Origin of the sequence: Pseudomonas sp. PSB11 (assembly GCF_014596605.1) — a bacterium.
In the GTDB taxonomy this organism is placed as follows: domain Bacteria; phylum Pseudomonadota; class Gammaproteobacteria; order Pseudomonadales; family Pseudomonadaceae; genus Aquipseudomonas; species Aquipseudomonas umsongensis.
Genome location: NZ_NOIO01000018.1, coordinates 36,474 through 58,909, shown reverse-complemented (window position 1 = coordinate 58,909; position 22,436 = coordinate 36,474). Strand labels below are relative to the sequence as shown.

General features: G+C 62.4%; 24 protein-coding genes. 9 read left to right on the top strand and 15 right to left on the bottom strand.

Annotated elements, in window-relative coordinates:
* The first annotated feature begins 205 nt into the window (after positions 1 to 205).
* Both CGA21_RS19905 and CGA21_RS19900 read left to right on the top strand, forming a co-directional pair.
* Entirely contained in the window at positions 206 to 946 is a 741-nt protein-coding gene (locus tag CGA21_RS19905; protein WP_110750769.1) for a response regulator, read from the top strand.
* Positions 947 to 1,051: 105 nt separating this feature from the next.
* Entirely contained in the window at positions 1,052 to 1,264 is a 213-nt protein-coding gene (locus CGA21_RS19900; RefSeq protein WP_020800966.1) for a hypothetical protein, read from the top strand.
* A gap of 77 nt (positions 1,265 to 1,341) precedes the next feature.
* Here CGA21_RS19900 and CGA21_RS19895 read toward each other — a convergent pair whose 3' ends face one another.
* The 11 genes from CGA21_RS19895 to CGA21_RS19845 form a co-directional block, all read right to left on the bottom strand.
* A complete protein-coding gene (locus CGA21_RS19895) occupies positions 1,342 to 2,787 on the bottom strand; it encodes an FAD/NAD(P)-binding protein (protein WP_188264863.1) in 1,446 nt (481 codons plus the stop codon).
* A 14-nt stretch (positions 2,788 to 2,801) separates the two neighbouring features.
* A complete protein-coding gene (locus CGA21_RS19890; RefSeq protein WP_033043851.1) occupies positions 2,802 to 3,569 on the bottom strand; it encodes an ABC transporter ATP-binding protein in 768 nt (255 codons plus the stop codon).
* 3 nt (positions 3,570 to 3,572) lie between these two features.
* Positions 3,573 to 4,913: an ABC transporter substrate-binding protein gene (locus CGA21_RS19885; RefSeq protein ID WP_110750776.1), complete on the bottom strand. Its 1,341-nt coding sequence runs from the start codon at positions 4,911 to 4,913 to the stop codon at positions 3,573 to 3,575.
* Between the two features lie 26 nt (positions 4,914 to 4,939).
* Positions 4,940 to 5,989, bottom strand: a complete 1,050-nt coding sequence (locus tag CGA21_RS19880) for a branched-chain amino acid ABC transporter permease (RefSeq protein WP_110750778.1) — start codon at positions 5,987 to 5,989, stop codon at positions 4,940 to 4,942.
* Positions 5,990 to 5,993: 4 nt separating this feature from the next.
* Positions 5,994 to 6,875: a branched-chain amino acid ABC transporter permease gene (locus CGA21_RS19875; RefSeq protein ID WP_110750780.1), complete on the bottom strand. Its 882-nt coding sequence runs from the start codon at positions 6,873 to 6,875 to the stop codon at positions 5,994 to 5,996.
* Entirely contained in the window at positions 6,875 to 7,651 is a 777-nt protein-coding gene (locus tag CGA21_RS19870; RefSeq protein ID WP_020800960.1) for an ABC transporter ATP-binding protein, read from the bottom strand. Before CGA21_RS19870 ends, CGA21_RS19875 begins: the two co-directional genes overlap by 1 nt.
* The gene (locus CGA21_RS19865) at positions 7,648 to 8,553 is read right to left on the bottom strand and encodes an AMP-binding protein (protein WP_188264862.1); all 906 of its coding nucleotides are present in this window, start codon (positions 8,551 to 8,553) and stop codon (positions 7,648 to 7,650) included. The genes CGA21_RS19870 and CGA21_RS19865 overlap by 4 nt, the downstream gene beginning before the upstream one ends.
* 190 nt (positions 8,554 to 8,743) lie before the next feature.
* The gene (locus CGA21_RS19860) at positions 8,744 to 10,147 is read right to left on the bottom strand and encodes an LLM class flavin-dependent oxidoreductase (protein ID WP_188264861.1); all 1,404 of its coding nucleotides are present in this window, start codon (positions 10,145 to 10,147) and stop codon (positions 8,744 to 8,746) included.
* Positions 10,147 to 10,599: an acyl-CoA dehydrogenase gene (locus CGA21_RS19855; protein WP_110750785.1), complete on the bottom strand. Its 453-nt coding sequence runs from the start codon at positions 10,597 to 10,599 to the stop codon at positions 10,147 to 10,149. The genes CGA21_RS19860 and CGA21_RS19855 overlap by 1 nt, the downstream gene beginning before the upstream one ends.
* A 10-nt stretch (positions 10,600 to 10,609) precedes the next feature.
* Complete coding sequence (locus CGA21_RS19850; protein WP_110750787.1) at positions 10,610 to 11,812, bottom strand: SfnB family sulfur acquisition oxidoreductase; 1,203 nt, start codon at positions 11,810 to 11,812, stop codon at positions 10,610 to 10,612.
* A gap of 157 nt (positions 11,813 to 11,969) precedes the next feature.
* Positions 11,970 to 12,533 (bottom strand): helix-turn-helix domain-containing protein, encoded by a 564-nt coding sequence (locus tag CGA21_RS19845; protein WP_020800954.1) that lies wholly within the window; start codon positions 12,531 to 12,533, stop codon positions 11,970 to 11,972.
* 15 nt (positions 12,534 to 12,548) lie between these two features.
* Here CGA21_RS19845 and CGA21_RS19840 point away from each other — a divergent pair, with 15 nt between their 5' ends.
* The 7 genes from CGA21_RS19840 to CGA21_RS19810 all read left to right on the top strand — a co-directional run bounded on the left by CGA21_RS19840 (position 12,549) and on the right by CGA21_RS19810 (position 19,860).
* On the top strand, positions 12,549 to 13,553 hold the full coding sequence (locus tag CGA21_RS19840; RefSeq protein WP_188264898.1) for a DMT family transporter: 1,005 nt from the start codon (positions 12,549 to 12,551) through the stop codon (positions 13,551 to 13,553).
* Between the two features lie 243 nt (positions 13,554 to 13,796).
* Positions 13,797 to 16,715 (top strand): monovalent cation/H+ antiporter subunit A, encoded by a 2,919-nt coding sequence (locus CGA21_RS19835; RefSeq protein ID WP_188264860.1) that lies wholly within the window; start codon positions 13,797 to 13,799, stop codon positions 16,713 to 16,715.
* Entirely contained in the window at positions 16,715 to 17,059 is a 345-nt protein-coding gene (locus tag CGA21_RS19830; protein WP_007986256.1) for a Na+/H+ antiporter subunit C, read from the top strand. The genes CGA21_RS19835 and CGA21_RS19830 overlap by 1 nt, the downstream gene beginning before the upstream one ends.
* Positions 17,056 to 18,741, top strand: coding sequence for a monovalent cation/H+ antiporter subunit D (locus tag CGA21_RS19825; protein WP_188264859.1), 1,686 nt, complete (start codon positions 17,056 to 17,058; stop codon positions 18,739 to 18,741). Before CGA21_RS19830 ends, CGA21_RS19825 begins: the two co-directional genes overlap by 4 nt.
* Positions 18,738 to 19,226, top strand: coding sequence for a Na+/H+ antiporter subunit E (locus tag CGA21_RS19820; protein WP_188264858.1), 489 nt, complete (start codon positions 18,738 to 18,740; stop codon positions 19,224 to 19,226). Before CGA21_RS19825 ends, CGA21_RS19820 begins: the two co-directional genes overlap by 4 nt.
* Positions 19,223 to 19,501: a K+/H+ antiporter subunit F gene (locus CGA21_RS19815; RefSeq protein WP_008063386.1), complete on the top strand. Its 279-nt coding sequence runs from the start codon at positions 19,223 to 19,225 to the stop codon at positions 19,499 to 19,501. The genes CGA21_RS19820 and CGA21_RS19815 overlap by 4 nt, the downstream gene beginning before the upstream one ends.
* A complete protein-coding gene (locus CGA21_RS19810) occupies positions 19,498 to 19,860 on the top strand; it encodes a Na+/H+ antiporter subunit G (RefSeq protein ID WP_008063389.1) in 363 nt (120 codons plus the stop codon). The genes CGA21_RS19815 and CGA21_RS19810 overlap by 4 nt, the downstream gene beginning before the upstream one ends.
* Before the next feature lie 165 nt (positions 19,861 to 20,025).
* On the opposite strand, the gene CGA21_RS19805 is transcribed toward CGA21_RS19810, so the two are convergent.
* The 4 genes from CGA21_RS19805 to CGA21_RS19790 all read right to left on the bottom strand — a co-directional run bounded on the left by CGA21_RS19805 (position 20,026) and on the right by CGA21_RS19790 (position 22,375).
* On the bottom strand, positions 20,026 to 20,463 hold the full coding sequence (locus CGA21_RS19805; RefSeq protein WP_020796720.1) for a DUF3995 domain-containing protein: 438 nt from the start codon (positions 20,461 to 20,463) through the stop codon (positions 20,026 to 20,028).
* A 106-nt stretch (positions 20,464 to 20,569) separates the two neighbouring features.
* On the bottom strand, positions 20,570 to 21,583 hold the full coding sequence (locus tag CGA21_RS19800; protein ID WP_188264857.1) for an ABC transporter substrate-binding protein: 1,014 nt from the start codon (positions 21,581 to 21,583) through the stop codon (positions 20,570 to 20,572).
* A 118-nt stretch (positions 21,584 to 21,701) separates the two neighbouring features.
* Positions 21,702 to 21,905 carry a hypothetical protein gene (locus CGA21_RS19795; RefSeq protein ID WP_188264856.1) on the bottom strand — a complete coding sequence of 68 codons (204 nt, stop codon included), beginning with the start codon at positions 21,903 to 21,905 and terminating at the stop codon, positions 21,702 to 21,704.
* Entirely contained in the window at positions 21,905 to 22,375 is a 471-nt protein-coding gene (locus CGA21_RS19790) for a hypothetical protein (RefSeq protein WP_110750799.1), read from the bottom strand. The genes CGA21_RS19795 and CGA21_RS19790 overlap by 1 nt, the downstream gene beginning before the upstream one ends.
* Positions 22,376 to 22,436 lie beyond the last annotated feature (61 nt).

Below are 22,436 nucleotides of genomic sequence, written 5' to 3'. Positions count from 1 at the left end.
AACCATAGGTGGCCGTTACCGCTGGAATGGATATGTACACCTGAAAGAGAATTGGTTGACTGTAAGGGCGCCTTCGCCGGCAAGCCTGGCTCCTACAGTAAATCAGTAGATCAGTAGATCGGGTACATCCGAGAGCTATGAGGCCGCCATCGCTGGCAAGCCAGCGCCTACAAAATGTATCGTTGCAAAAAAAGAGGATCGATCGATGGACCACGTCAACCACATCCTGATCGTCGACGACGATCGCGAGATTCGCGAACTGGTTGGTAACTACCTGAAGAAAAACGGCCTGCGCACAACCGTGGTTGCCGACGGCCGGCACATGCGCAGCTTCCTCGAAGCCAACCAGGTCGACCTGATCGTGCTCGACATCATGTTGCCCGGCGACGATGGCCTGGTCCTGTGCCGCGAACTTCGCGCGGGCAAGCACAAAGCCACGCCGATCCTGATGCTCACCGCTCGCAACGATGAAACCGACCGTATCCTCGGCCTGGAAATGGGCGCTGACGACTACCTGACCAAACCCTTCTCCGCCCGCGAACTGCTGGCGCGGATCAACGCCGTATTGCGCCGTACCCGCATGCTGCCCCCCAATCTGCTGATCAGCGAAAGCGGTCGGATGCTCGGTTTTGGCCGCTGGCGCCTGGACACCACCGCCCGTCATCTGCTCGACGAAGACGGCACCCTGGTGGCCCTCAGTGGCGCCGAATACCGCCTGCTGCGGGTGTTCCTCGATCACCCGCAACGGGTGCTGAGTCGCGACCAGTTGCTCAACCTGACCCAGGGCCGCGACGCCGATCTGTTCGACCGCTCGATTGATTTGCTGGTCAGCCGCCTGCGCCAACGACTCAAGGACGACTCACGGGAATCGACCTACATCAAGACCGTGCGCAGCGAGGGGTACGTGTTCTCCTACCCGGTGGAAATGCTCGATGCACAGGCCTGAATAGATCAACACCCTCGATAACGACTATGCGCAAGGGTGTTTTTTCAGCGCGACGCTCCAGCACTACAGTGGCCACATCTTCTCCCCACGCTCTGGAGCAACATCATGAAAAGCCTCATCGGTCTCGGCTTCGCCCTTTCGGTGCTTGGCGCCACTAGCGCCATCGCCGCCCCACACGCCACTACCCCATTGGTTGCTGCGGCGAAAGTCAGCCAACCGGCGACACTCAACGTGAACACCGTCAGCGCCGACCAGAAAGACAAACTCTACGTCGCGGAAAACCGCCCTGAGTTCGGTTCAAAGTATCAGCGCTATTGATCAACAGCCTTGGTCTGCCTGAAACAACAAACCTGTGGCGAGGGGATTTATCCCCTCGCCACAAATGCGGGATTTGTTCATTTGTGTAACGTTCCGACTGTTGCCAATCGCGCGGCCAGTGCCTTGGCCTGGCTTGCCACATCCGTCACCGCAGTGCTTTCCCACCACATCCCGCGCAACGGCGGGCCCATGGCAAACAGACGGCTCGCAGCCTGACCGTCGGCATCCAGTACCGCACCGTCGACCTCGGCCGCAATGCCCAGCGCCAGGTGTCCCGGGCGAATCAGCCCGCGCGCCAGCAATTGCCGGGGCAATGGTCGCGCCACCCGTCGCCAGTCATATTCGATGCCGCTGGAGTTGATCAACGCCGCGCCACTGACGACAACGGTTTGCGTTTCACCTCGGCGGCGAATTCGAATACTCACCTCATTGCCCGAAGAAGGCTCCAGCCCTTTGAACGACGCTGCCTGAATCTGCAACCGCCCTTCCTTGTGCAGGCGTTCCACCAGTTCGGCGCTCAACGGTGGCGAGCGGTGATGATGGCTTTCCCACCACGGCCGTACATGGCGCACGAATTGCCGACGCTGCAGGTCGGTGGCCTGACTCCACAGACGCCCGATGTGCGCCCGCACCGTGTCCAGCGGTGCCTGCCAGTCAATGCCCTGGACGGTGGCATCGCGGCAATGCCGGCGTAATTCACGCACCAGCTGTCGGGGCGTGCGAATGCTCTGATCCTCGGCCAGGAAATCCACCCAGGCCGGTGGTTGGCGCCGCACATGGGGCAACAGGCCGTGACGGGAAAACACGTTGATCGGCCCGCGATGCCCAGCCTGTTCCAGCGACACCACGGCATCGACCATGGTCAGCCCCGAGCCGATGATCAGCACCGTCGATTGCGGATCGAGCTGGCGCATCGCAGCAACATCCCACGGGTCAAGCGCCGCCGCGTTCAAACCGCTGGACTGCGTCTGCGGCGTGCGCGCGGCCGGGAACATCCCCGTGGCGAGCACGGCAAAGGAACCCTGCAGTCGCTGGCCGTCGCTCAAGCTCAAGCGCACCGACTGCGCATCGGTTTGCAAATCCACCACCTCGGCGCGCACATGCTCGACCGTCGAGCCGTTCAGCGCCCCCACCGCTTGCGCCTCGGCCAGGCGTTGCTGCACGTACAGACCGAAAATCCCCCGGGGCGGGAACAACTCGCTGATCGGTACATGCTGCTCATCCGACTCCGGCCAGCCGCCGGCCGCAATGTAGTCGGTCAACCATTGGGTCAGGTCATCGGCGTTGTCCGGATCGACACTCATGCGCGCCGCGTTGCCGTTAAGCGTATGCCCCAGCTCCACGGCGCTGTAGGCCTCGCCGCGCCCGAGCTCGGCGCGTGGCTCGATCACCAGCACCTGGCGTTTGCCCGGCAGGCGTAACAGTTGCGCCGCCAACATCGCGCCGCTGAGGCCGCCGCCGATAATCAGGATGTCCGCGTGACGGACGACGTCGCTCGCCTGTCCGTTTTGGGTTTCACTCATGCCGTTCTCACTGCTCAGTGTTTACCTAGATAGAAGTCATGCAGATCGCCCCGGGCCAGCAGCTCGCTGGCGCTGCCGGACAACACCACCCGGCCGGTGTCGAGGACATAGGCCGTGGAAGCGTACTTGAGCGCCACATTAATATTTTGCTCGGCAATCAGGAAGCTCACCTGTGCCTCGCGGTTGAGCTGGGCGACGATCTCGAAAATCTCCTGGACGATGATAGGCGCCAAACCCATGGAAGGTTCGTCGAGCAGTACCAAAGTAGGACGTGTCATCAATGCGCGGCCGATGGCGACCATCTGCTGTTCGCCACCGGACGTGAGGCCGGCCTGGGTCTTGCGCTTGGTCTTCAGGCGCGGAAACCAGGCGTAGATGCGCTCCAGGTCCCGGGCCATGTCCTGGCGACTCAAGCCGCGGACAAATCCACCACTGCGCAAGTTGTCCTCCACCGTCAATTGCGCGAAGACGTGCCGGCCCTCCAGTACGTGGACCATCCCTTCGCGCACCCGCAGGCTCGGATCGACGCCTGCGGTATCGCGCCCCAGAAACTCGATGCTGCCACGACTGACCTCGGCCCGCTCGGCCCGCACCAGCCCGGAAATCGCCTTGAGCGTGGTGCTTTTACCCGCACCGTTGGCCCCGAGCAACGCGACGATGCCGCCCTTGGGCACCGTCAGCGAGACGCCGGCCACGGCCAGGATCGCGCCGTCGTAGATCACTTCGATGTCATTGACCCGCAACAGATCGTTGACGGCAATGTCGCTGGCGGCATGGCTCATGGCTTATTCCTCTGCAGTGCAGGTGCGTGGCGTCAGGCCTTTTTCCTTGGCGAACGCGGCGGATTTCTCGTCGATCAACGGCCGCAACAACGCGCGGTCGGCGGCGATCCAGTCACTGATCAGCGTCCAGTTGGCGCCGTCCCACTGCTGCACCCGCGCTGAACCGCCGCCCTCGTGATCCTTGCAAGACAGCTTGAGGTTTTGCATCAGGCCCAAGTAACCCATGTCCTTGAGCCGCTCATCGTCGATATTCAGATGTTCCAGGCCCCAACGCCCTTCCTCACCGTTGAGCGGGCGCTTGCCGAATTTGCCCTGGGCGGTGCGGATCGCTTCCACGGCGACGGCGGCATTCACCAGCCCGGAGTTGTAGTAGACGCTGCCGAAATTCTTCAGGTCCTTGAGGTCGCTCTTGCCCTTGTCGAGGATGTATTGCTTGAGGCGCTTGTGGATCTCGAAGTCAGTGCCGGCCGGGTACGGCGTCAGCGCCAGGTAGCCTTTGGCGGCAGCGCCAGCGGGCAGCACGTCTTCGCTGGAGCTGGCCCAGATGTCGCCGACGATGTGGTCCACCGGGAAGCCGAAACGCGCAGCGGTCTTGACCGCCACCGGGGTCGACACGCCCCAGGTGCGCAGGAACACCCAGTCCGGGTTGAGCTGACGGATCTGCCGCCATTGCGCCGATTGCTCATTGCCCGGATCGGCCACCGGAATCTGGATGTTCTCGAACCCGTACTTCTCGGCCAACAGCTTGAGCGGCCCCAGGGTTTCGCGACCGTATGCGGAGTCGTGGTAGACCGTGGCGATTTTCTTGCCCTTGAGTTTGTCGAAGCCACCCTCTCGCTGGGCGATGTAGTTGATCAGGCTGGAGGCTTCGCTGTAGAAGGTCAGCATCACCGGGAAGTTGTACGGGAACACCGTGCCGTCGGTGGCTTCGGTGCGGCCATAACCCAGGGTGATCAGCGGAATCCTGTCGACTTCCGCCCGCTCACTCAGGGCATAGGCCGCCGGCGCGCCGTTAGGTTGATAGACCGCCACGGGCGCGCCATCCAGGCCATTCTTGAAGCGCTCGTAACATTCGATGCCCTTCTCCGCCGTCCACTCGGTTTCGCATTCCTGCCAAACCAGTTTCACCCCATTGATCCCGCCTTCGACCTCGTTGATGTAGTTGAGGTAATCGATCATCCCGGCCCACACCTGTACGCCGCTGGAGGCGTAGGCGCCGACCCGGTAAGTGGCCAACGGAAAGAACTGCTGGTCCGCCGAGGCCTGGGCCATCGGTACTGCACTGCCGAAAACCGCCAGCGCCAAAGCGGCGCCGAGCAGGGAGCGTTTCAAGGATGCGCGCATGTTGTTTCTCTAGTAGTGGGAAGGATTCAGAAGCGCAGCGGCCAGTGGCCCAGCCGTTCACGAAGATTGCCCAGCAGGCGGATCAAGCCTTCCGGTTCCTTGATCAGGAACAGGATGATCAGCACGCCGAAGATGATTTTTTGCAGGTTTTGCAGCTGCCCGGCATCCACCGCGCCACCGAGCAAGGCTTGGCCGAGGTGGCTGAGCAGGATTGGCAACAGGCTGATGAATGCCGCGCCGATGAAGTTGCCGGCGATGCTGCCCATGCCACCGATAATGATGATGAACAGGATCTGGAATGATCGATTGATATCGAAACTGCTGGCACTGGCGGTGCCCAGGTAGGCAAAGGCCCACAAGGCGCCGGCGATGCCCAGGTAAAACGAGCTGACGGCAAATGCCAGGAGCTTGTAGCGCGCCACGGGAATACCGATGACGGCAGCGGCGGTGTCCATGTCGCGGATCGCCATCCAGTTGCGGCCGATCTGGCTTTTCACCAGGTTCACCGCGACCCAGGTCAGCAGCAGCACAGTGGTCAGGGTCAGCCAATAGCGGCCCAGCGGCGTGTTCAGGTCATGGCCGAACAGCGCCAGTTTCGGTGCGGTAATGGTGCCGGACGAGCCGTAGTTGTAGAACCAGGGGAATTTGACGAACAGCCACTCCAGGAAAAACTGCGCCGCCAGGGTGGTGACCATCAGGTAAAAGCCCTTGATCCGCGAACTCGGCAGCCCGAAGAAAAAACCCACCACCGCACTGATCAAACCGCCACCCAGCAACGCCACTGGCAGACCCAGTTCAGGCAAGCGCAACAGAAAACCGTACGTGGCAAACGCCCCGACCGCCATGAACCCGGCCGCACCCACCGAGGTTTGCCCGGTGTAGCCAGTCAGCAGGTTCAGGCCAAGTCCGGCCAGGGACAGCACCAGGAACGGAATCAGAATGGCGTTCAACCAATAGTCGTTGCCGGTCAGTGGAACGACGACAAACGCGATCAGCAACAAGCCGACCAGACCGAATGGCACGCGGCGCCGGACCAACACCGCCGGTGCGGTTTCACGGGTAAGGGAAATCGACATGGGTTCAGACTCGCTCGATGGCGCGCTCGCCGAACAGGCCGGCGGGACGGATGTAGAGGAAGGCCAGGGCCAGGACATAAGCAAACCACGGCGTGATGCCGCCACCGATCAGCGGGCCGATGTAGACCTCGGCGAGGTTCTCCGCCGCCCCGACGATCAGCCCGCCGACGATCGCCCCGCCAATCGAGGTGAAACCGCCGATGATCAACACCGGCAACGCCTTGAGCACCACCAGCGACAGGGAAAACTGCACCCCTTGTCGCGCCCCCCAGAGCAACCCGGCCACGAGTCCGACCACCCCGGCCACGGCCCAGACGATCTGCCAGATGCGGTTGAGGTTGATGCCGATGGACAGCGCGGCGGTGGTGTCGTCCGCCACCGCCCGCAACGAGATGCCGATGCGGGTCTTGTTGAACAGCAGTGCCAGCACCGTCACCAGCACGATGGCCGCAGCGGCGGCGATCAGGTCGAACTGACTGACCATCATTGCGCCGATGAACAGCGGCACGTCGTCGATGCCCAGGTCCAGCGCCCGGACCTGCGAGCCCATCAGGCCTTGCGCCAGGCCTTCGATGATGAAGGACAGGCCGAGGGTGGCCATGAACAGGGTGATCTGCGAGCGATTGACCAAGGGTCGCAGCACCAGCCGCTCGATCAACAGCGCGCCAACGATCATTACCAGCACTGTCAACAGCAGTGCCAGCGCAAACGGCACACCCTGATCGTGCAGGCTGACGAAGGTCAGCGCGGCGAACAACAGCATTGCGCCCTGGGCGAAATTGAACACACCGCTGGCCTTGTAGATCAGCACGAAGCCGATGGCGACCAGCGAATACAGGGTTCCGGCGAGCAAGCCGCCGAGCAGGGTTTCGAAGAAGAACGTCATCAGTGCACCACTCCCAGATACGCCGCGATCACCTCGGGGTTGGCCTGCACCTGGGCAGGCGTGCCATCGCCGACCTTGCGCCCGTAGTCGAGTACCACCACATGGTCGGACAGGCCCATCACCACGCTCATGTCGTGTTCGATCAACACCACCGTGGTGCCAAGGTCACGGTTGATGTAGGCGATGAACCGGGCCATATCCTGTTTTTCCTCGGCGTTCATCCCGGCCATCGGCTCGTCGAGCAGCAACAGGCTCGGGCCGGCGATCAGGGCGCGGCCCAGTTCGACGCGCTTTTGCAGGCCGTAGGCGAGGTTGCCCACCGGCACATCGCGTTGGGCTTGCAGTTCGAGGAATTCGAGGATGCCTTGGGCCTGCTGGCGAAACTGTTCGGCTTCAAGCCGGGCTCGCGGCAAACCCAATGCCTGCTCGATGAAGCTGCTGCGCAGATGCCGCGACAGGCCGGTCAGCAGGTTGTCGATCACGCTCATTTTCTTGAATAGCGCGTTGTTCTGGAACGTGCGGCCGATGCCCCGGCGCGCAGCGCTCAAGGGATCGATGCGCTTGAAAGACTGCTGCTCGAACACGATCGAACCGGCATCGAATCGGTACACGCCGTTGAGCACATTGAGCAACGAACTCTTGCCCGCCCCGTTGGGGCCGATCAACGCGCAGATCTCGCCACGGCGCACATCGAACGACAGGTCGTTGATCGCCTTGACGCCTTTGAAGGACAGGGAAATACCGCTGACTTGCAGGATGGAATCGGTCGAGATCATGCGATGTTCCGTTTGAATTCGGCGAGCCAGGCAGGCGTGGGTTGCGCTTGCGCGGTGCGCGTGGCTTGCCAGATGAAGTGCAGGTTGTGAAAGCCCAGCAGGCGGCGCACGCGGGTCTTGATCAGGCGTTGCAGGGGCTTTTGCGGCTGGGCGATGGCCCAGTCGCACAGGCGGCGGCGCCAGGTGCCCGGTGACGCGAGGCGTCTATCGATTTCCGCGGCGAGCGCTTGCAGGCGCTCGGCGGAAAGCAGCAGGCCCGCAGGCGCCACCTCGCGGCGATCACGACTGGCACTGCCGGGGCTTTCCGGGAAGGCCAGGGTTTGCCCGACACCGAGCCATTGTTTGAACAATACCGCCAGGCCATCCCGCCACTCGGTACCCTCCTCGCTCCATAACTGCTCGGCGTTCACACCGAGGCGAAGCCGTTGCGGATGCTCTGTCGGGCCCAGCAGCTCGGCGAAGTCGAGCAGCGACTGGCCCTGGTTGAGCCAGAGTTGCCGCGCCTGCCGGCCCTGCACGAAGGCGTGGCCAGGGTTGCTGCGCCACAGGACGTGGTGCAAGGCGGGGGCGTCGAGGTTGTCGGCGATGGCCAGCACCTCGCCGCCGATGTGCTGAGCCGCCAGGGCCAGCAGCAACAGGTTCGGCTCGAAGGCGCCACTGACGGCCAGCCGCGAACCCTCATCGAATCCTTGCTGGCGCAAACCATCGGCCAGGCGCTCGACATCGCGCAAGACATCGATCCAGCGCCAGGCAAACCATTGCCCGTGACGCTTGTGCCGCAATGCCGGCTGCAACGGGCGGACTTGCGCCCAATGGCGCAATTGCTCCAGCGCCTTGGGCGCGCTGACCTGCCATTCCTTGATGTCCGCAACCGGCGGACGCTTGAGTTCGTGCACGCTCATGGGTTGACCTCTATGTCATGGGCAAAAGCGTGCGGTGGTCCGCTGGGCTGTGATCTATGCAACGACCGCGATCCCATGTGGGAGCGGGCTTGCTCGCGAAGAGGCCGGCGAATCCAACAGCGTTTTCGTCTGTTAAACCGCTTTCGCGAGCAAGCCCGCTCCCACAGGGATCTGTGGTGTGCGCAGGTTTTCAGGCGCTAGCCACCTTCTTCTCCTGCTGCCGCAACCCCACCAGATCGCGATAACCGCTGGCCGGATGAATCTGCGGCAAGCGCGGCCCCTCACCGAACAGCTTCTCGCGCAAGGTCCCCGGCGCGTATTCGGTCTTGTACACACCGCGTTTCTGCAACTCCGGCACCAGCAACTCCACCGCATCGATGAACGTTTCGTGGGTCAGTGCATAAGCCAGGTTGAAGCCATCCACATCGGTCTCCTCGACCCATTCCTGCAACAGATCGGCAACGGTTTCCGGACTCCCGACAAACAACGGGCCAAAGCCACCGATGCCTACCCAGTCGGCCAGTTCATTGGGGGTCCAGACCTTGTTCGGATCGGCCGTGGAGAACGCCTCCACCGCCGATTGAATGGCATTGGTGTGCACATGCTTGAGCGGTTCATCCGGTTTGAACTGACTGAAATCGATGCCCGTCCAGCCGGAAATCAACGCCATCGCGCCCTCATAACTGACCCAGCGCTTGTATTCCTCGAACTTGGCCTTGGCCTTGGCGTCGGTCTCGCCGAGGATCACCGTCTGCAGGTTGAAAATCAGGATCTTCGACGGATCACGCCCCGCCTGCGCCGCACGCCTGCGGATGTCGGCCACGGTTTTCTTCAGCAGCACTTTCGACGGTGCGGCGACGAACACACACTCGGCATGCTCGGCGGCGAACTGCTTGCCGCGACTTGACGCGCCCGCCTGGTACAACACCGGAGTGCGTTGCGGCGAGGGCTCGCAGAGGTGAATCCCCGGCACCTGGAAGTGTTTGCCGACATGTTGGATCTCGTGGATTTTGCTCGGGTCGCTGAAGATCCGCCGCTCGCGATCGCGCAGGATCGCGCCCTCTTCCCAACTGCCTTCCCAGAGCTTGTAGCAAACCTGCAGGTACTCTTCGGCAAAGTCGTAGCGGGCGTCGTGTTCAGTCTGGGTTTTCTGCCCGAGGTTCTTCGCCCCGCTCTCCAGGTACGAGGTCACGATGTTCCAGCCAGCGCGGCCCTTGGTCAGGTGATCGAGGGTCGACAGGCGTCGGGCGAACGGGTACGGATGCTCGAACGACAGCGACGCGGTCAGGCCAAAGCCCAGGTGTTCGGTCACCAGCGCCATCGGCGGGATCAGTTGCAGCGGGTCGTTGACCGGCACCTGGGCCGCCTGGCGGATCGCCGCATCGCCGTTACCGCGGTAGACGTCGTAGATGCCAAGCACGTCGGCAATAAACAGCCCGTCGAACTTGCCGCGCTCGAGGATTTTCGCCAGATCGGTCCAGTATTCCAGGTCCTTGTACTGCCAGGAACGATCCCGCGGATGCGCCCATAACCCCGGCGACTGATGGCCGACGCAGTTCATGTCGAAAGCATTGAGACGGATTTCACGGGCCATCAAACGGCTCCCTTGGTTGATGTGTGCAAGCTGGGTGGGTGAATGCCGTTGAGGCGAAAGTTGCCGATGAGCTGGAGCTTGCCGCGCAGCGGATCGTGCAACGAACCCGGCAACGCGGTGCGCTGCCCCGTGAGTTCGAATTCGGCGTTGCTGGCTGTGCTCAATGCCTCGGCACTGGCCAGACGGGATTCGGCTTCGGCGATGCTGACTTCGATGTCGTCAGTGCCACTGGCGAGAAATTCTTCAGCGCGTTCCAGCAGCGCCGCGGCCACTTCGATGCGGATGTGCACATCGCCAAGACGGCTGATCACCAGAGGCTCATCAGTTGCCTGGTTGTGCTGGCGGACGAAACGCAAGGTCGCATCGAGCAGACTGCGCGCGTTGTGCAGGTCATGTCGGCTGTTGGCCAGGGGTTGTTGCCCGGCAGCAATCGGTTGGGTCAAGGCGTTCATGGTGGGCTCCTCAGTTCCAGGCGTGGCGCGCAGGCTTTACGCCGTTGAGCAGGTAGTTGCCGATCAAGTGGTATTTCCAGCGTGCCGGGTCGTGCAGCGTATGGGTGCGGGCGTTGCGCCAGTGACGGTCGAGGTTGTATTTGCCGAGCACCGAGCGGGTACCGGCCAGTTCGAAGAGCTTGCTGCTGGTGAGCAAGGCGATTTCGGTGGACAGTACTTTCGCCTGGGCGACCACCACCGAGGCGTGCGCCACCGTGTCTTCATTGGCGTCGAGCAGCGCGGCGTCAATGGCCTGGCCGGCCTTTTTCAGGATCGCTTCGCTACCCCGCACACGCCATTCGAGATCGCCGATGGCGGCAATGCTGAACGGGTCCTGCCAGCCGTGGTCCTGGCCGCTGTCGATCCATGGCCGCGCTTCACGGGCGTAGCGCTTGGTTTCTTCCAGGGCACCCACGGCGATACCGGTGTCCACGGCGGCCTGGATGATTTGTGAGATCGGGCCGTCGGCGGTTGGCTCATCGAAGGCTTTGTGGGCCGGGATCACCGCGCTGAGCGGGACCTGCACCGCGTTCAGGGTCACGCCTCCGCTGGCGGTGGTGCGCTGGCCGAATCCGTCCCAACTGTCGATCACCGTCAAACCGGGATTGTCGCGCTCGATGAAAGCGATGAACGCCTGGTTCTGTTCGTTGACCGCCACCGCCGGCACGATGTGCGCAAACAGCGCGCCGGTGCAGTAGAACTTCTCGCCGTCGATTTGCGCGGTGTCGCCGTTGAAGTGAATACGGGTTTCAAAAGCCCCGGCGTTTTTGCTTTTCGATTCCGAGAAGGCGTTGCCGAAGCGGTAACCCTGCAGCACTTTGCCGAAGTAGTATTGCTTCTGCTCTTCGCTGGCGGTTTGCGCCAGGATGTCGAGCACGCCAAGGTGGTTTTGCGGGATCTGGCCCAGGGAAGAGTCGGCGGCGGAAATGATCTTGATCACTTCGGCGACGGTCACATAAGACACTCCGGCGCCACCGTAGGCTTTTGGCACGGTGATGCCCCAGAGGCCGCTGGCGGAGAACTCGTCGAGCTCGGCAACCGGGAGGCGGCGCTCGCGATCACGAATGCTGGCTTCGACGGCGAAACGCGCAGCCAGCCTGTGGGCTACGGCAATCGCCTCAGCGTCTGAGCGAATCACATGGGCAGTACGGGGGGATTGGGCTGAGGCTGTCATGGGCCGACTCCGGTTTCTGGGTGAATGCACCAGAGCTTTTGCAGGAGTCGTGCCTGAATTTAAATTCGTTATTTATCAATATGTTAACGAATTATTAGAGAAAAGCTTTTAGCTTCAGAACAGCAAAATGTTTATCCAGTGTTGACCGGCCAACAGTTCAGATCACCACATTGCGCACGAAGCGCACCGCGACTTCTCCCTCGTTGCGATAGGAATGCGGCTGGTTGCTGGCGAACATGAAGAACTCGCCGGCTGCGATCTTGTGCGGCACCTCGCCGACCATCACCGTCAGGCAGCCTTCGAACACGTAGAACTGTTCACTCCAGCCTTCGGCGTCAGGCTCCGACGGATAATGCTCGCCCGGTTCCAGGCGCCATTCCCAGAGTTCGACTTCACGGGTGGCATTGGCCTTGGCCAGCAGTACCGCCTTGCTACCGGGGATCGTACCGGCCCAGGCCAGTTCGTTGATGCGGCTGTGGTCGCGCACATCGGGGGCCTGGATCAGGTCGCTGAAGGCCACGTCCAATGCTTCGGCCACACGGTCGAGGGTGGTCAGGCTAACGTTCTTTTCGCCGGCCTCGATCGCCACCAGCATCCGGCGACTGACACCGGATTTTTCCGCCAGTGCGGTCTGGCTCATATCGGCGGCATGGCGCAACCGCCGAATGTTCTGGCTGACGTGCTGCAGGACCGAAGCCCGGGGCGAGGAATCTTTGTGCACTATATTGCTCACTTAATGGTGTTGCGCAGTATACTGCCCAACTTCGGGCGCATTGTGCGTCCCCCTCAAACAGTGTGCAAGATCATGACGTCGGTGAACTCCTCCCAGGCTCCCTCCCGTTTCCTGCGACTCAGCAAGGCCGAGTGCGTGCTGGTGTTGATCACCATGGTCTGGGGCGGGACCTTTCTGCTGGTCCAGCATGCGATGACCGTCAGCGGCCCGATGTTTTTCGTCGGCCTGCGCTTTGCCGCCGCCGCGATAATCGTCGCCCTCTTCTCCTGGCGCAGCCTGCGGCAATTGACCTTGTTCGAGCTCAAGGCCGGCGCTTTCATCGGCGTGGCAATCATGCTCGGCTATGGCTTGCAGACGGTCGGGTTGCAGAGCATTCCCAGCAGCCAGTCGGCGTTCATTACCGCGTTGTACGTACCTTTCGTGCCATTGCTGCAATGGCTGGTATTGGGGCGTCGTCCGGGCCTGATGCCGAGTATTGGCATCATGCTGGCATTTACCGGGTTGATGCTGCTGTCGGGCCCTTCCGGGGCGGCATTGAACTTCAGCCCCGGTGAAATCGCTACCTTGATCAGCGCCATTGCCATTGCGGCGGAGATCATTCTGATCAGCAACTTTGCCGGTCAGGTCGATGTGAAACGGGTGACGGTGGTGCAACTGGCAGTCACCTCGCTGCTGTCTTTCCTGATGGTGGTGCCGACCCAGGAACAGATTCCTGATTTCTCCTGGTTGCTGTTGTTCAGTGCTCTTGGGCTGGGCGCGGCGAGTGCGGCGATCCAGGTGGCGATGAACTGGGCGCAGAAAAGTGTTTCGCCAACCCGGGCCACATTGATTTATGCCGGTGAGCCGGTGTGGGCGGGGATTGTGGGGAGGATCGCCGGGGAACGGCTGCCGGCGATTGCGTTGCTGGGGGCGGGGTTGATCGTGGCGGCGGTGATTGTCAGTGAGTTGAAGACCAAGGGTAAGGCCGCTCTGGCTGAGGAAGCGTTGGAGCGGGAAACCCAGGGTTAACCGCAAAATCTGCAACGTCTGGAAGATAGCTTTCGCGAGCAGGCTCGCTCCCACAGTTGAAATGCATTCTCCTGTGGGAGCGAGCCTGCTCGCGAAGAGGCCGGACCTGCTGAACGCAGGCTTCGAAACAATGTGAAGCAAGACTTTTCCGTCTACCTTGTAGGATTCTGCGACAGCTTGGCGTTTGGCGATCCGGGAGCTGGCACGTATGATGCTTTACAAACTTCCGCAGATTAGAAGCCTATGTCCCTGATAGTTCTACTGCTTCTGCCTTTCATAGGCAGCTGTCTGGCAGCGGTGCTGCCTCACAACGCGCGTAATACCGAATCGTTATTGGCTGGCCTGGTCGCTTTGATCGGCACCGTCCAGGTCGCCCTGCTGTACCCGCAAATCGCCCATGGCGGCGTGATCCGCGAAGAGTTCCTTTGGCTGCCCAGCCTTGGCCTGAACTTCATCCTGCGCATGGACGGTTTTGCCTGGCTGTTCTCGATGCTGGTGCTGGGCATCGGCACGCTGGTGTCGCTGTACGCCCGCTACTACATGTCACCGGACGATCCGGTACCGCGTTTCTTCGCGTTTTTCCTGGCGTTCATGGGCGCCATGCTCGGGCTGGTGATCTCCGGCAACCTGATCCAGATCGTGTTTTTCTGGGAGTTGACCAGCCTCTTCTCGTTCCTGTTGATCGGCTATTGGCACCACCGGGCCGACGCGCGACGCGGTGCATATATGGCGCTGATGGTCACCGGCGCGGGCGGCTTGTGCCTGCTGGCGGGGGTCATGCTGCTTGGCCATGTGGTCGGCAGCTATGACCTGGACAAGGTCCTGGCCGCCGGCGACCTGATTCGTGCTCATGCCCTCTACCCTATCCTGCTGCCCCTGATCCTGATCGGCGCGCTAAGCAAAAGCGCGCAATTCCCCTTCCACTTCTGGCTGCCCCACGCCATGGCCGCGCCGACACCGGTTTCGGCCTATCTGCACTCGGCAACCATGGTCAAGGCCGGGGTGTTCCTGCTGGCTCGCCTGTGGCCGTCGCTCTCGGGCAGTGAAGAATGGTTCTACATCGTCAGTGGAGCCGGCGCCGCCACCCTGCTGCTCGGCGCGTACTGCGCGATGTTCCAGAACGACCTCAAGGGCCTGCTGGCTTACTCGACCATCAGCCACCTGGGCCTGATCACCCTGCTGCTGGGCCTGAACAGCCCGCTGGCCGCCGTCGCCGCGGTGTTCCACATCCTCAACCACGCCACGTTCAAGGCCTCGCTGTTCATGGCGGCCGGCATCATCGACCACGAAAGCGGCACCCGCGACATCCGCCGGCTCAACGGCCTGTTCAAGCTGATACCGTTCACCGCGACCCTGGCCATGGTCGCCAGCGCTTCCATGGCCGGCGTGCCGCTGCTCAACGGTTTCCTGTCCAAGGAGATGTTCTTCGCCGAGACCGTGTTCATCAACGCCACGGCCTGGATCGAAGCCACCCTGCCGATCGTCGCGACCATCGCCGGGACCTTCAGCGTCGCCTACTCCTTGCGTTTCACCGTTGACGTGTTCTTCGGCCCGACCGCCACCGACCTGCCCCACACCCCGCACGAGCCGCCGCGCTGGATGCGCGCGCCGGTCGAGCTGCTGGTGTTCACCTGCCTGGTGGTGGGGATCTTCCCGGCGCAAGTGGTCGGCCCGTTGCTCGCCGCCGCCGCGCAACCGGTCGTGGGCGGCACCTTGCCCGAGTACAGCCTGGCGATCTGGCACGGCTTGAACGCGCCGATGATCATGAGCCTGATCGCCATGTCCGGTGGCATCGTGCTGTACCTGCTTTTGCGCAAGCAGCTCAAGCTCGGTCGCTTCCATTACCCGCCGTTGATTGGCCGCTTCAACGGCAAGCGCCTGTTCGAACGCAGCCTGGTGCTGATGATGCGCCTGGCCCGACGCCTGGAGCCACTGATCAGTACCCGGCGCCTGCAGATGCAATTGTTCCTGATGGTGCTCGCCGCGGTCCTGGCCGGGTTGATCCCGATGTTGCACAGCAGCCTGCACTGGGGCGACCGGCCGAAGATCCCGGGCTCGATCGTGTTCGTCATCCTCTGGCTGCTGGCGATTGCCTGCGCCCTCGGCGCCGCATACCAGGCCAAGTACCATCGTCTGGCCGCCCTGACCATGGTCAGCGTCTGCGGCCTGATGACCTGCGTGACCTTCGTCTGGTTCTCGGCCCCGGACCTGGCGTTGACGCAACTGGTGGTCGAAGTGGTGACCACGGTGTTGATCCTGCTGGGCCTGCGCTGGCTGCCACGGCGAATCGAAGAGGTTTCGCCGCTGCCGAGCAGCCTGCGCAAGGCGCGCATCCGCCGCATCCGCGACTTGCTGCTGTCGGCCGTGGTCGGCGGCGGCATGGCATTGCTGGCCTATGCGATGCTGACCCGACAGACGCCGAACGACATTTCCTCGTTCTACCTGAGCCGCGCCCTGCCCGAAGGCGGCGGCAGCAACGTGGTCAACGTGATGCTCGTGGATTTCCGCGGCTTCGACACCCTGGGTGAAATCACCGTGCTGGTGGCGGTGGCCCTGACCGTGTTCGCCCTGCTGCGGCGTTTCCGTCCGCCGAAGGAAAGCCTGCAGTTGCCGGCCCAGCAGCGCCTGCTCGCGCCGGACGTGGTCACCGACCTGGTCAACCCGCGTCACGCCAGCGACACCGCGCTCGGCTTCATGATGGTCCCGGCGGTGCTGGTGCGTCTGCTGCTGCCGATCGCCCTGGTGGTCTCGTTCTACCTGTTCATGCGCGGGCACAACCAGCCGGGCGGCGGCTTTGTCGCGGGCCTGGTGATGTCGGTGGCGTTCATCCTGCAGTACATGGTCGCCGGCACCCAATGGGTGGAAGCGCAAATGAGCCTGCGCCCGTTGCGCTGGATGGGCGTCGGCCTGCTATTCGCCACCGTGACCGGCCTGGGCGCAATGGTCGTCGGTTATCCGTTCCTGACCACCCACACCTGGCATTTCGACCTGCCGCTGCTGGGCGACATTCACCTGGCGAGCGCGCTGTTCTTTGACGTCGGCGTGTACGCCGTGGTGGTCGGTTCGACGCTGTTGATCCTGACCGCCCTTGCCCACCAATCGGTGCGGGGTCACAAGACCGCGGCCCAGCCCAAACTTGTCGTCATCAAGGAGGCTGTCTGATGGAAGAAGTCATCGCCATCGCCATCGGCGTCCTGGCCGCGTCCGGCGTCTGGCTGATCCTGCGTCCACGGACGTTCCAGGTGGTCATGGGCCTGTGCCTGCTGTCCTATGGCGTCAACCTGTTCATCTTCAGCATGGGCAGCCTGTTCATCGGCAAGGAGCCGATCATCAAGGACGGCGTACCCCAGGATCTGCTGCATTACACCGACCCGCTGCCACAAGCGCTGGTACTGACTGCGATCGTCATCAGCTTCGCCATGACCGCGCTGTTCCTGGTGGTCTTGCTGGCGTCCCGGGGCTTGACCGGCACCGACCATGTGGATGGCCGGGAGCCTAAAGAATGAATCCGATGTCGCACCTGATCGCCGCGCCCATCCTGCTGCCGCTGCTGACCGCCGCGATCATGCTGATGCTCGGCGAGAAACATCGCCCGCTCAAGGCCAAGATCAACCTGTTCTCCAGCCTGCTGGGGCTGGGTATTTCAGTTCTGCTGTTGCAATGGACGCAAACCACCGGCATCGCCGGTTCCATTGGCGTGTATCTGCCGGGCAACTGGCAGGTACCGTTCGGCCTGGTGCTGGTGGTCGATCGCCTGTCGGCGCTGATGCTGGTGCTGACCGGCATTATCGGCGTCTGTGCGCTGCTGTTCGCCATGGCGCGCTGGGACAGCGCCGGTTCGAGCTTCCATGCGCTGTTCCAGATCCAGCTGATGGGCCTGTATGGCGCCTTCCTGACGGCGGACCTGTTCAACCTGTTCGTGTTTTTCGAAGTGCTGCTGGCCGCGTCCTACGGCCTGATGCTGCACGGGTCGGGCCGGGCGCGGGTGTCGTCGGGGCTGCATTACATCTCGATCAACCTGCTGGCTTCGACCCTGTTCCTGATTGGCGCGGCGCTGATCTACGGCGTCACCGGCACCCTGAACATGGCCGACCTGGCGCTGAAGATCCCGCTGGTGCCCGAAGCCGATCGCGGCCTGTTGCATGCAGGCGCGGGCATCCTGGCGGTGGCGTTCCTGGCCAAGGCCGGGATGTGGCCGCTGAATTTCTGGCTGGTGCCAGCGTACTCCTCGGCAAGCGCGCCGGTGGCGGCGATGTTCGCGATCATGACCAAGGTCGGCATCTACACCTTGCTGCGCCTGTGGACCCTGCTGTTTTCCGGTCAGGCCGGCGCCTCGGCGTACTTCGGTGGCGATTGGCTGATCTACGGCGGCATGGCCACTATCGTCTGCGCGGCCGTGGCGATCCTCGCGGCCCAACGCCTGGAGCGCATGGCCAGCCTGAGCATCCTGGTGTCGGCGGGGATTCTGCTGGCGGCGATCGGGTTCGGCCAGCCAAACCTGATCGCTGCGGCACTGTTCTATGTGGTCAGCTCGACCCTGGCGCTGAGCGCGCTGTTCCTGCTGGCGGAGTTGATCGAACGCTCGCGCTCGGCCAACGAAATGCCCCTGGAGGATGAAAACGAGATGCTGCCTCGGCCGCTGGAATCGTTGTATCCGATCAAGGGCATCAACCTCGACGACGACCAGAAAGCCGTGGTCGGCCAGGTGATTCCCTGGACCATGGCGTTCCTCGGCTTGAGCTTCATCGCCTGCGCCCTGCTGATCATCGGCATGCCACCGCTCTCAGGCTTCATCGGCAAGCTCGGCCTGCTCAGCGCCTTGCTCAATCCGATGGGCCTGGGCAACGCTGGCGACGCGCCGGTTTCGAATGCCGCGTGGGGCTTGCTGACGCTGCTGATCCTCTCGGGCCTGGCGTCGTTGATCGCCTTTGCCCGCGTCGGCGTCCAGCGTTTCTGGACACCGGCAGAACGCCCCTCGCCTGCGCTGCGGCGCCTGGAATGCGTACCGATTTTCGCGCTGCTGGGGTTGAGCATCCTGCTCACGCTCAAGGCCGAACCGCTGCTGCGCTACACCCAAGCGGCCGCCAACGCCTTGAACAACCCGCAGCAGTACGTGATGGCCGTGCTCGGCACCCGCGTGGTGCCAGGCCCGCAGGCCAGTGCAGCGCTGCTGGAGGTGCAACCATGAAGCGCCTGCTGCCTGCGCCATGGCTGTCGCTGGCCCTGTGCCTGTTGTGGTTGCTGCTGAACCTGTCGCTCAGTCCCGGCAACCTGTTACTGGGCGCCCTGTTGGGGCTTTGCGCGCCTTTAATGATGCGCAAGCTGCGTCCGCTGCCGATTCGCATTCGTCGGCCCGGGGTGATCCTGCGTCTGTTCCTGCTGGTCGGTCGCGATGTGCTGGTGTCCAACCTGGCGGTCGCCTTCGGTGTGCTCAATGCTCGCCGCCGACCGCCACGCTCAGGGTTCGTCAAGGTGCCGCTGGACCTGCGCGACGCCAATGGCCTGGCCGCGCTGTCGATGATCTGCACGGTGGTGCCGGGCACGGTCTGGTCGGAGCTGGCGCTGGATCGCAGCATCCTGCTGCTGCATGCCTTCGACCTGGATGACGAAGTGCTGTTCATCCAGCACTTCAAGGCGACCTACGAGCGCCCGTTGATGGAGATTTTCGAATGAGCAGCTTGTTGTCCAACGCCATCCTGCTGAGCCTGTTCCTGTTTTGCGTGGCGATGATCCTGACCCTGATCCGCCTGTTCAAGGGTCCATCGGCCCAGGACCGGGTCCTGGCCCTGGATTACCTGTACATCGTGGCGATGCTGATGATGCTGACGCTGGGCATTCGCTATGCCAGTGACACTTACTTCGAGGCCGCGTTGCTGATCGCGCTGTTTGGCTTCGTCGGCTCGTTCGCCCTGGCGAAATTCCTCCTGCGCGGCGAGGTGATCGAATGAGTGCGCCATTGTCCTTGTGGGTGGAAATACCCGTGGCCATCCTGCTGGTGCTCGGCAGCCTGTTTGCCCTCATTGGCGCCACTGGCCTGTTGCGGATGAAGGATTACTTCCAGCGCATGCACCCACCGGCCCTGGCCTCGACCCTGGGCGCATGGTGCGTGGCCCTGGCTTCGATCATCTTCTTTTCTGCGCTCAAGTCCGGGCCGGTCCTGCACGCCTGGTTGATACCGATCCTGCTGGCGATCACCGTACCGGTGACCACCTTGCTGCTGGCCCGGGCGGCGTTGTTTCGTAAACGCATGGCGGGGGATGATGTGCCGGCGGAGGTTTCTAGTCGGCGTACGGAGAGTGGGGGTTGATTGAAAGAGCTTTGGCGTACATATCCATTGCTGCGGTAACGGATATGTACACATGAAAGACAATTATCGCCTGCCAGGACGCCATCGCCGGCAAGCCTGGCTCCTACAGTGGGGGATCGGGGACATCCGCCCGCGCCGAGGCGTCAACGAGAAGCAAAGCTGATCCTAAACCCAGGCCACCGCCAACAACCCAGCCCCCAGCACCACACACAAGGGCGAATAGACCCAGGTGTCCAGCCGGGCAAACCGCGACCCCTTGACCTCCTTGAAAAACCCCACCAGCTCCGAGTCGCCAATGGCCCGGGCAAACAGCAATAGCGCAATGGCGCTGATCACCCACTGCAACCCGCGATGATCCACCTGCGGCAGCCACCAGCCAACCCGCAAGCACACCAACAGGGCAATGGTCAGCAACGCCGCCGCCACCAGCATCGTCATCCAGCCACGGGGCTTGAAGGCCGGCTGCAATCGCGCTCCGCCCTCCACCGGCACCTGCGGCACCACCGCCACGACGGCCCATTTACCACCCAACGCCCAATACACGTGTGCCAGGGCGATTGCCGCAATTACCGTCGCCAGCCATTGAGCCAACACGAAGGTCATGGTCTGAAATCCTTGAAAGGGATTTGAACAGACTCATCCTAGTTGGCTTTTTTCGCCGTGCACGCGCTCAAGCCAACGACCCGACCAACGCGTTTGCAGCCGCTGCCTACAAGGCGGCTGATACCTTGTCCGCGATATCCTTGGGCAACCAGGCCTTCCAGACCTGCGGATGGGCCTTCATGAACGCTTCGGCGGCCTGACGCGGTGGCGTGTGCTTTTCACTCATCTCGGCCAGCGCCCGGTTCAACGGGTCGATGGGAAAATCGACCTTGGCAAAGAACTCGGCAATCTGCGGGTACTGCTTCTGGAACGGCGTGGACACGCCGATAGACAGCTTCGAGGGCAGCGAGCGGGTCGGTTGCGGATTGGGGTTGTCGGCGTCGGTCAGGGTTTTCCAGGCCTGCGCATCGAAGGGCGGCTCCTCCAGCTGGATCAGCTTGAAGCGACCGAGCAGCGGCGTGGGCGACCAGTAATAGAACAACACCGGTTTACCCCGGCGAATCGACGAGCTGATCTCCGCATCCAGCGCAGCGCCCGAACCGCTGCGAAAATTCACATAGCTGGCATCGAGCCCGTAGGCCTTGAGCTTCTGCTTGTTGACCACTTCCGAGGTCCAACCGATAGGGCTGTTGAGAAAGCGTCCCTTGTTCGGCGCTTCAGGGTCCTTGAACACGTCTTTGTACCTGGGAAGGTCGGTGACACTGCGCAAGTCCGGCGCCAGCGCCTTGATGCCCTTGGCCGGGTCGCCCTTGACCACGTACTCAGGCACCCACCAGCCTTCCGTGGCGCCCTTGACCGTGTCGCCCAGGCTCACGACCTTGCCTTCCGCCTCCGCCTTGACCCAGACCGGGCTGCGCCCCGCCCACTCCTCACCAATGACCTGGATGTCATTGTTGGCCAGTGCGGTTTCGAGGGTGATGGTAGTGCCTGGCAAGGTGTCGGTCGGCAGCCCATACCCTTTTTCGACGATGATCCGCAGGACATCGGTGATCAGGCTGCCGCTTTCCCAATTGAGGTCGGCGAAGTGGATCGGCGCGCTGGCAGCCAGCACCGCAGCGGGTGACGCCAACAATCCGAACGTGGCCACGACAGCGGCCAGCAACCGGCGAATGCCTTTCATGCTTGTGCACCTCGTGCTGTTCACAGCAATAGCAGGATGGCCTGGCAGAAGACCGCAAAGCCTCTGAATACTCAGTCAACTGACTGTAGTAGAGGTTCCTGCTTTCGAGGGACGCGGATCACTTTTCACAGGTTTGCTGCAGGCAGGCCAGCTCTCTCCTGACCATGCTGGCGTACGCCGCCGGTTGCAACGCGTAGATTTGCGAGGCCACCCAGTTCAGCCAGGCACCCTGCAGGACCGCCTTTTGCTCAAACAGACGCTGGGCCTCGGCTTGCGCACGGGCCTGGTGCTGTTGGTGGAAATCGGCACGGGGCAGGACCACTATTCACTGGCCTTGAACGTCACCAGTTCGCCCTTGCGCCACTTGGCGGCCTTGCCGGTCACGGCCTTGAGGGTCTTGGTAAGGCCTTCCTGCAGCTGCTGGTGGGCGGCGAATACCGTCACCACGTTGTGCCCTTCCTTGAACAGGATGGCTTGGCCGTCGGCCGTGGTCACGAAGGCGTAATCGCCCAGGCCGTAGACTGTCAGCTTGATGTCGCGGAACTTGATTTCCAGTTTGCCACCTTCGCGGCTGGGCAACACCGACGCGCTGAAATGATCGCCGACCTTGAGTTTGAGCCCCGGTTTATCGTCCACCACGAGCGCTGACTCGGTGTCGATCTCGGCAATGTAAATGCCTTCGGCGCTCTGCTCGGTAATGTAAACAAAACGTGACTGAAACTGTTTAACCAGCTTTGCGCGCAAATCGCCCAGCACGAACAAAGCATGCATATCGAGATTACTTACTGCCAAGGAAACATCCCCACATCTGAAAATGACGCCGCACGCGAAAAAAGCGCACGGCCAAAAAAGC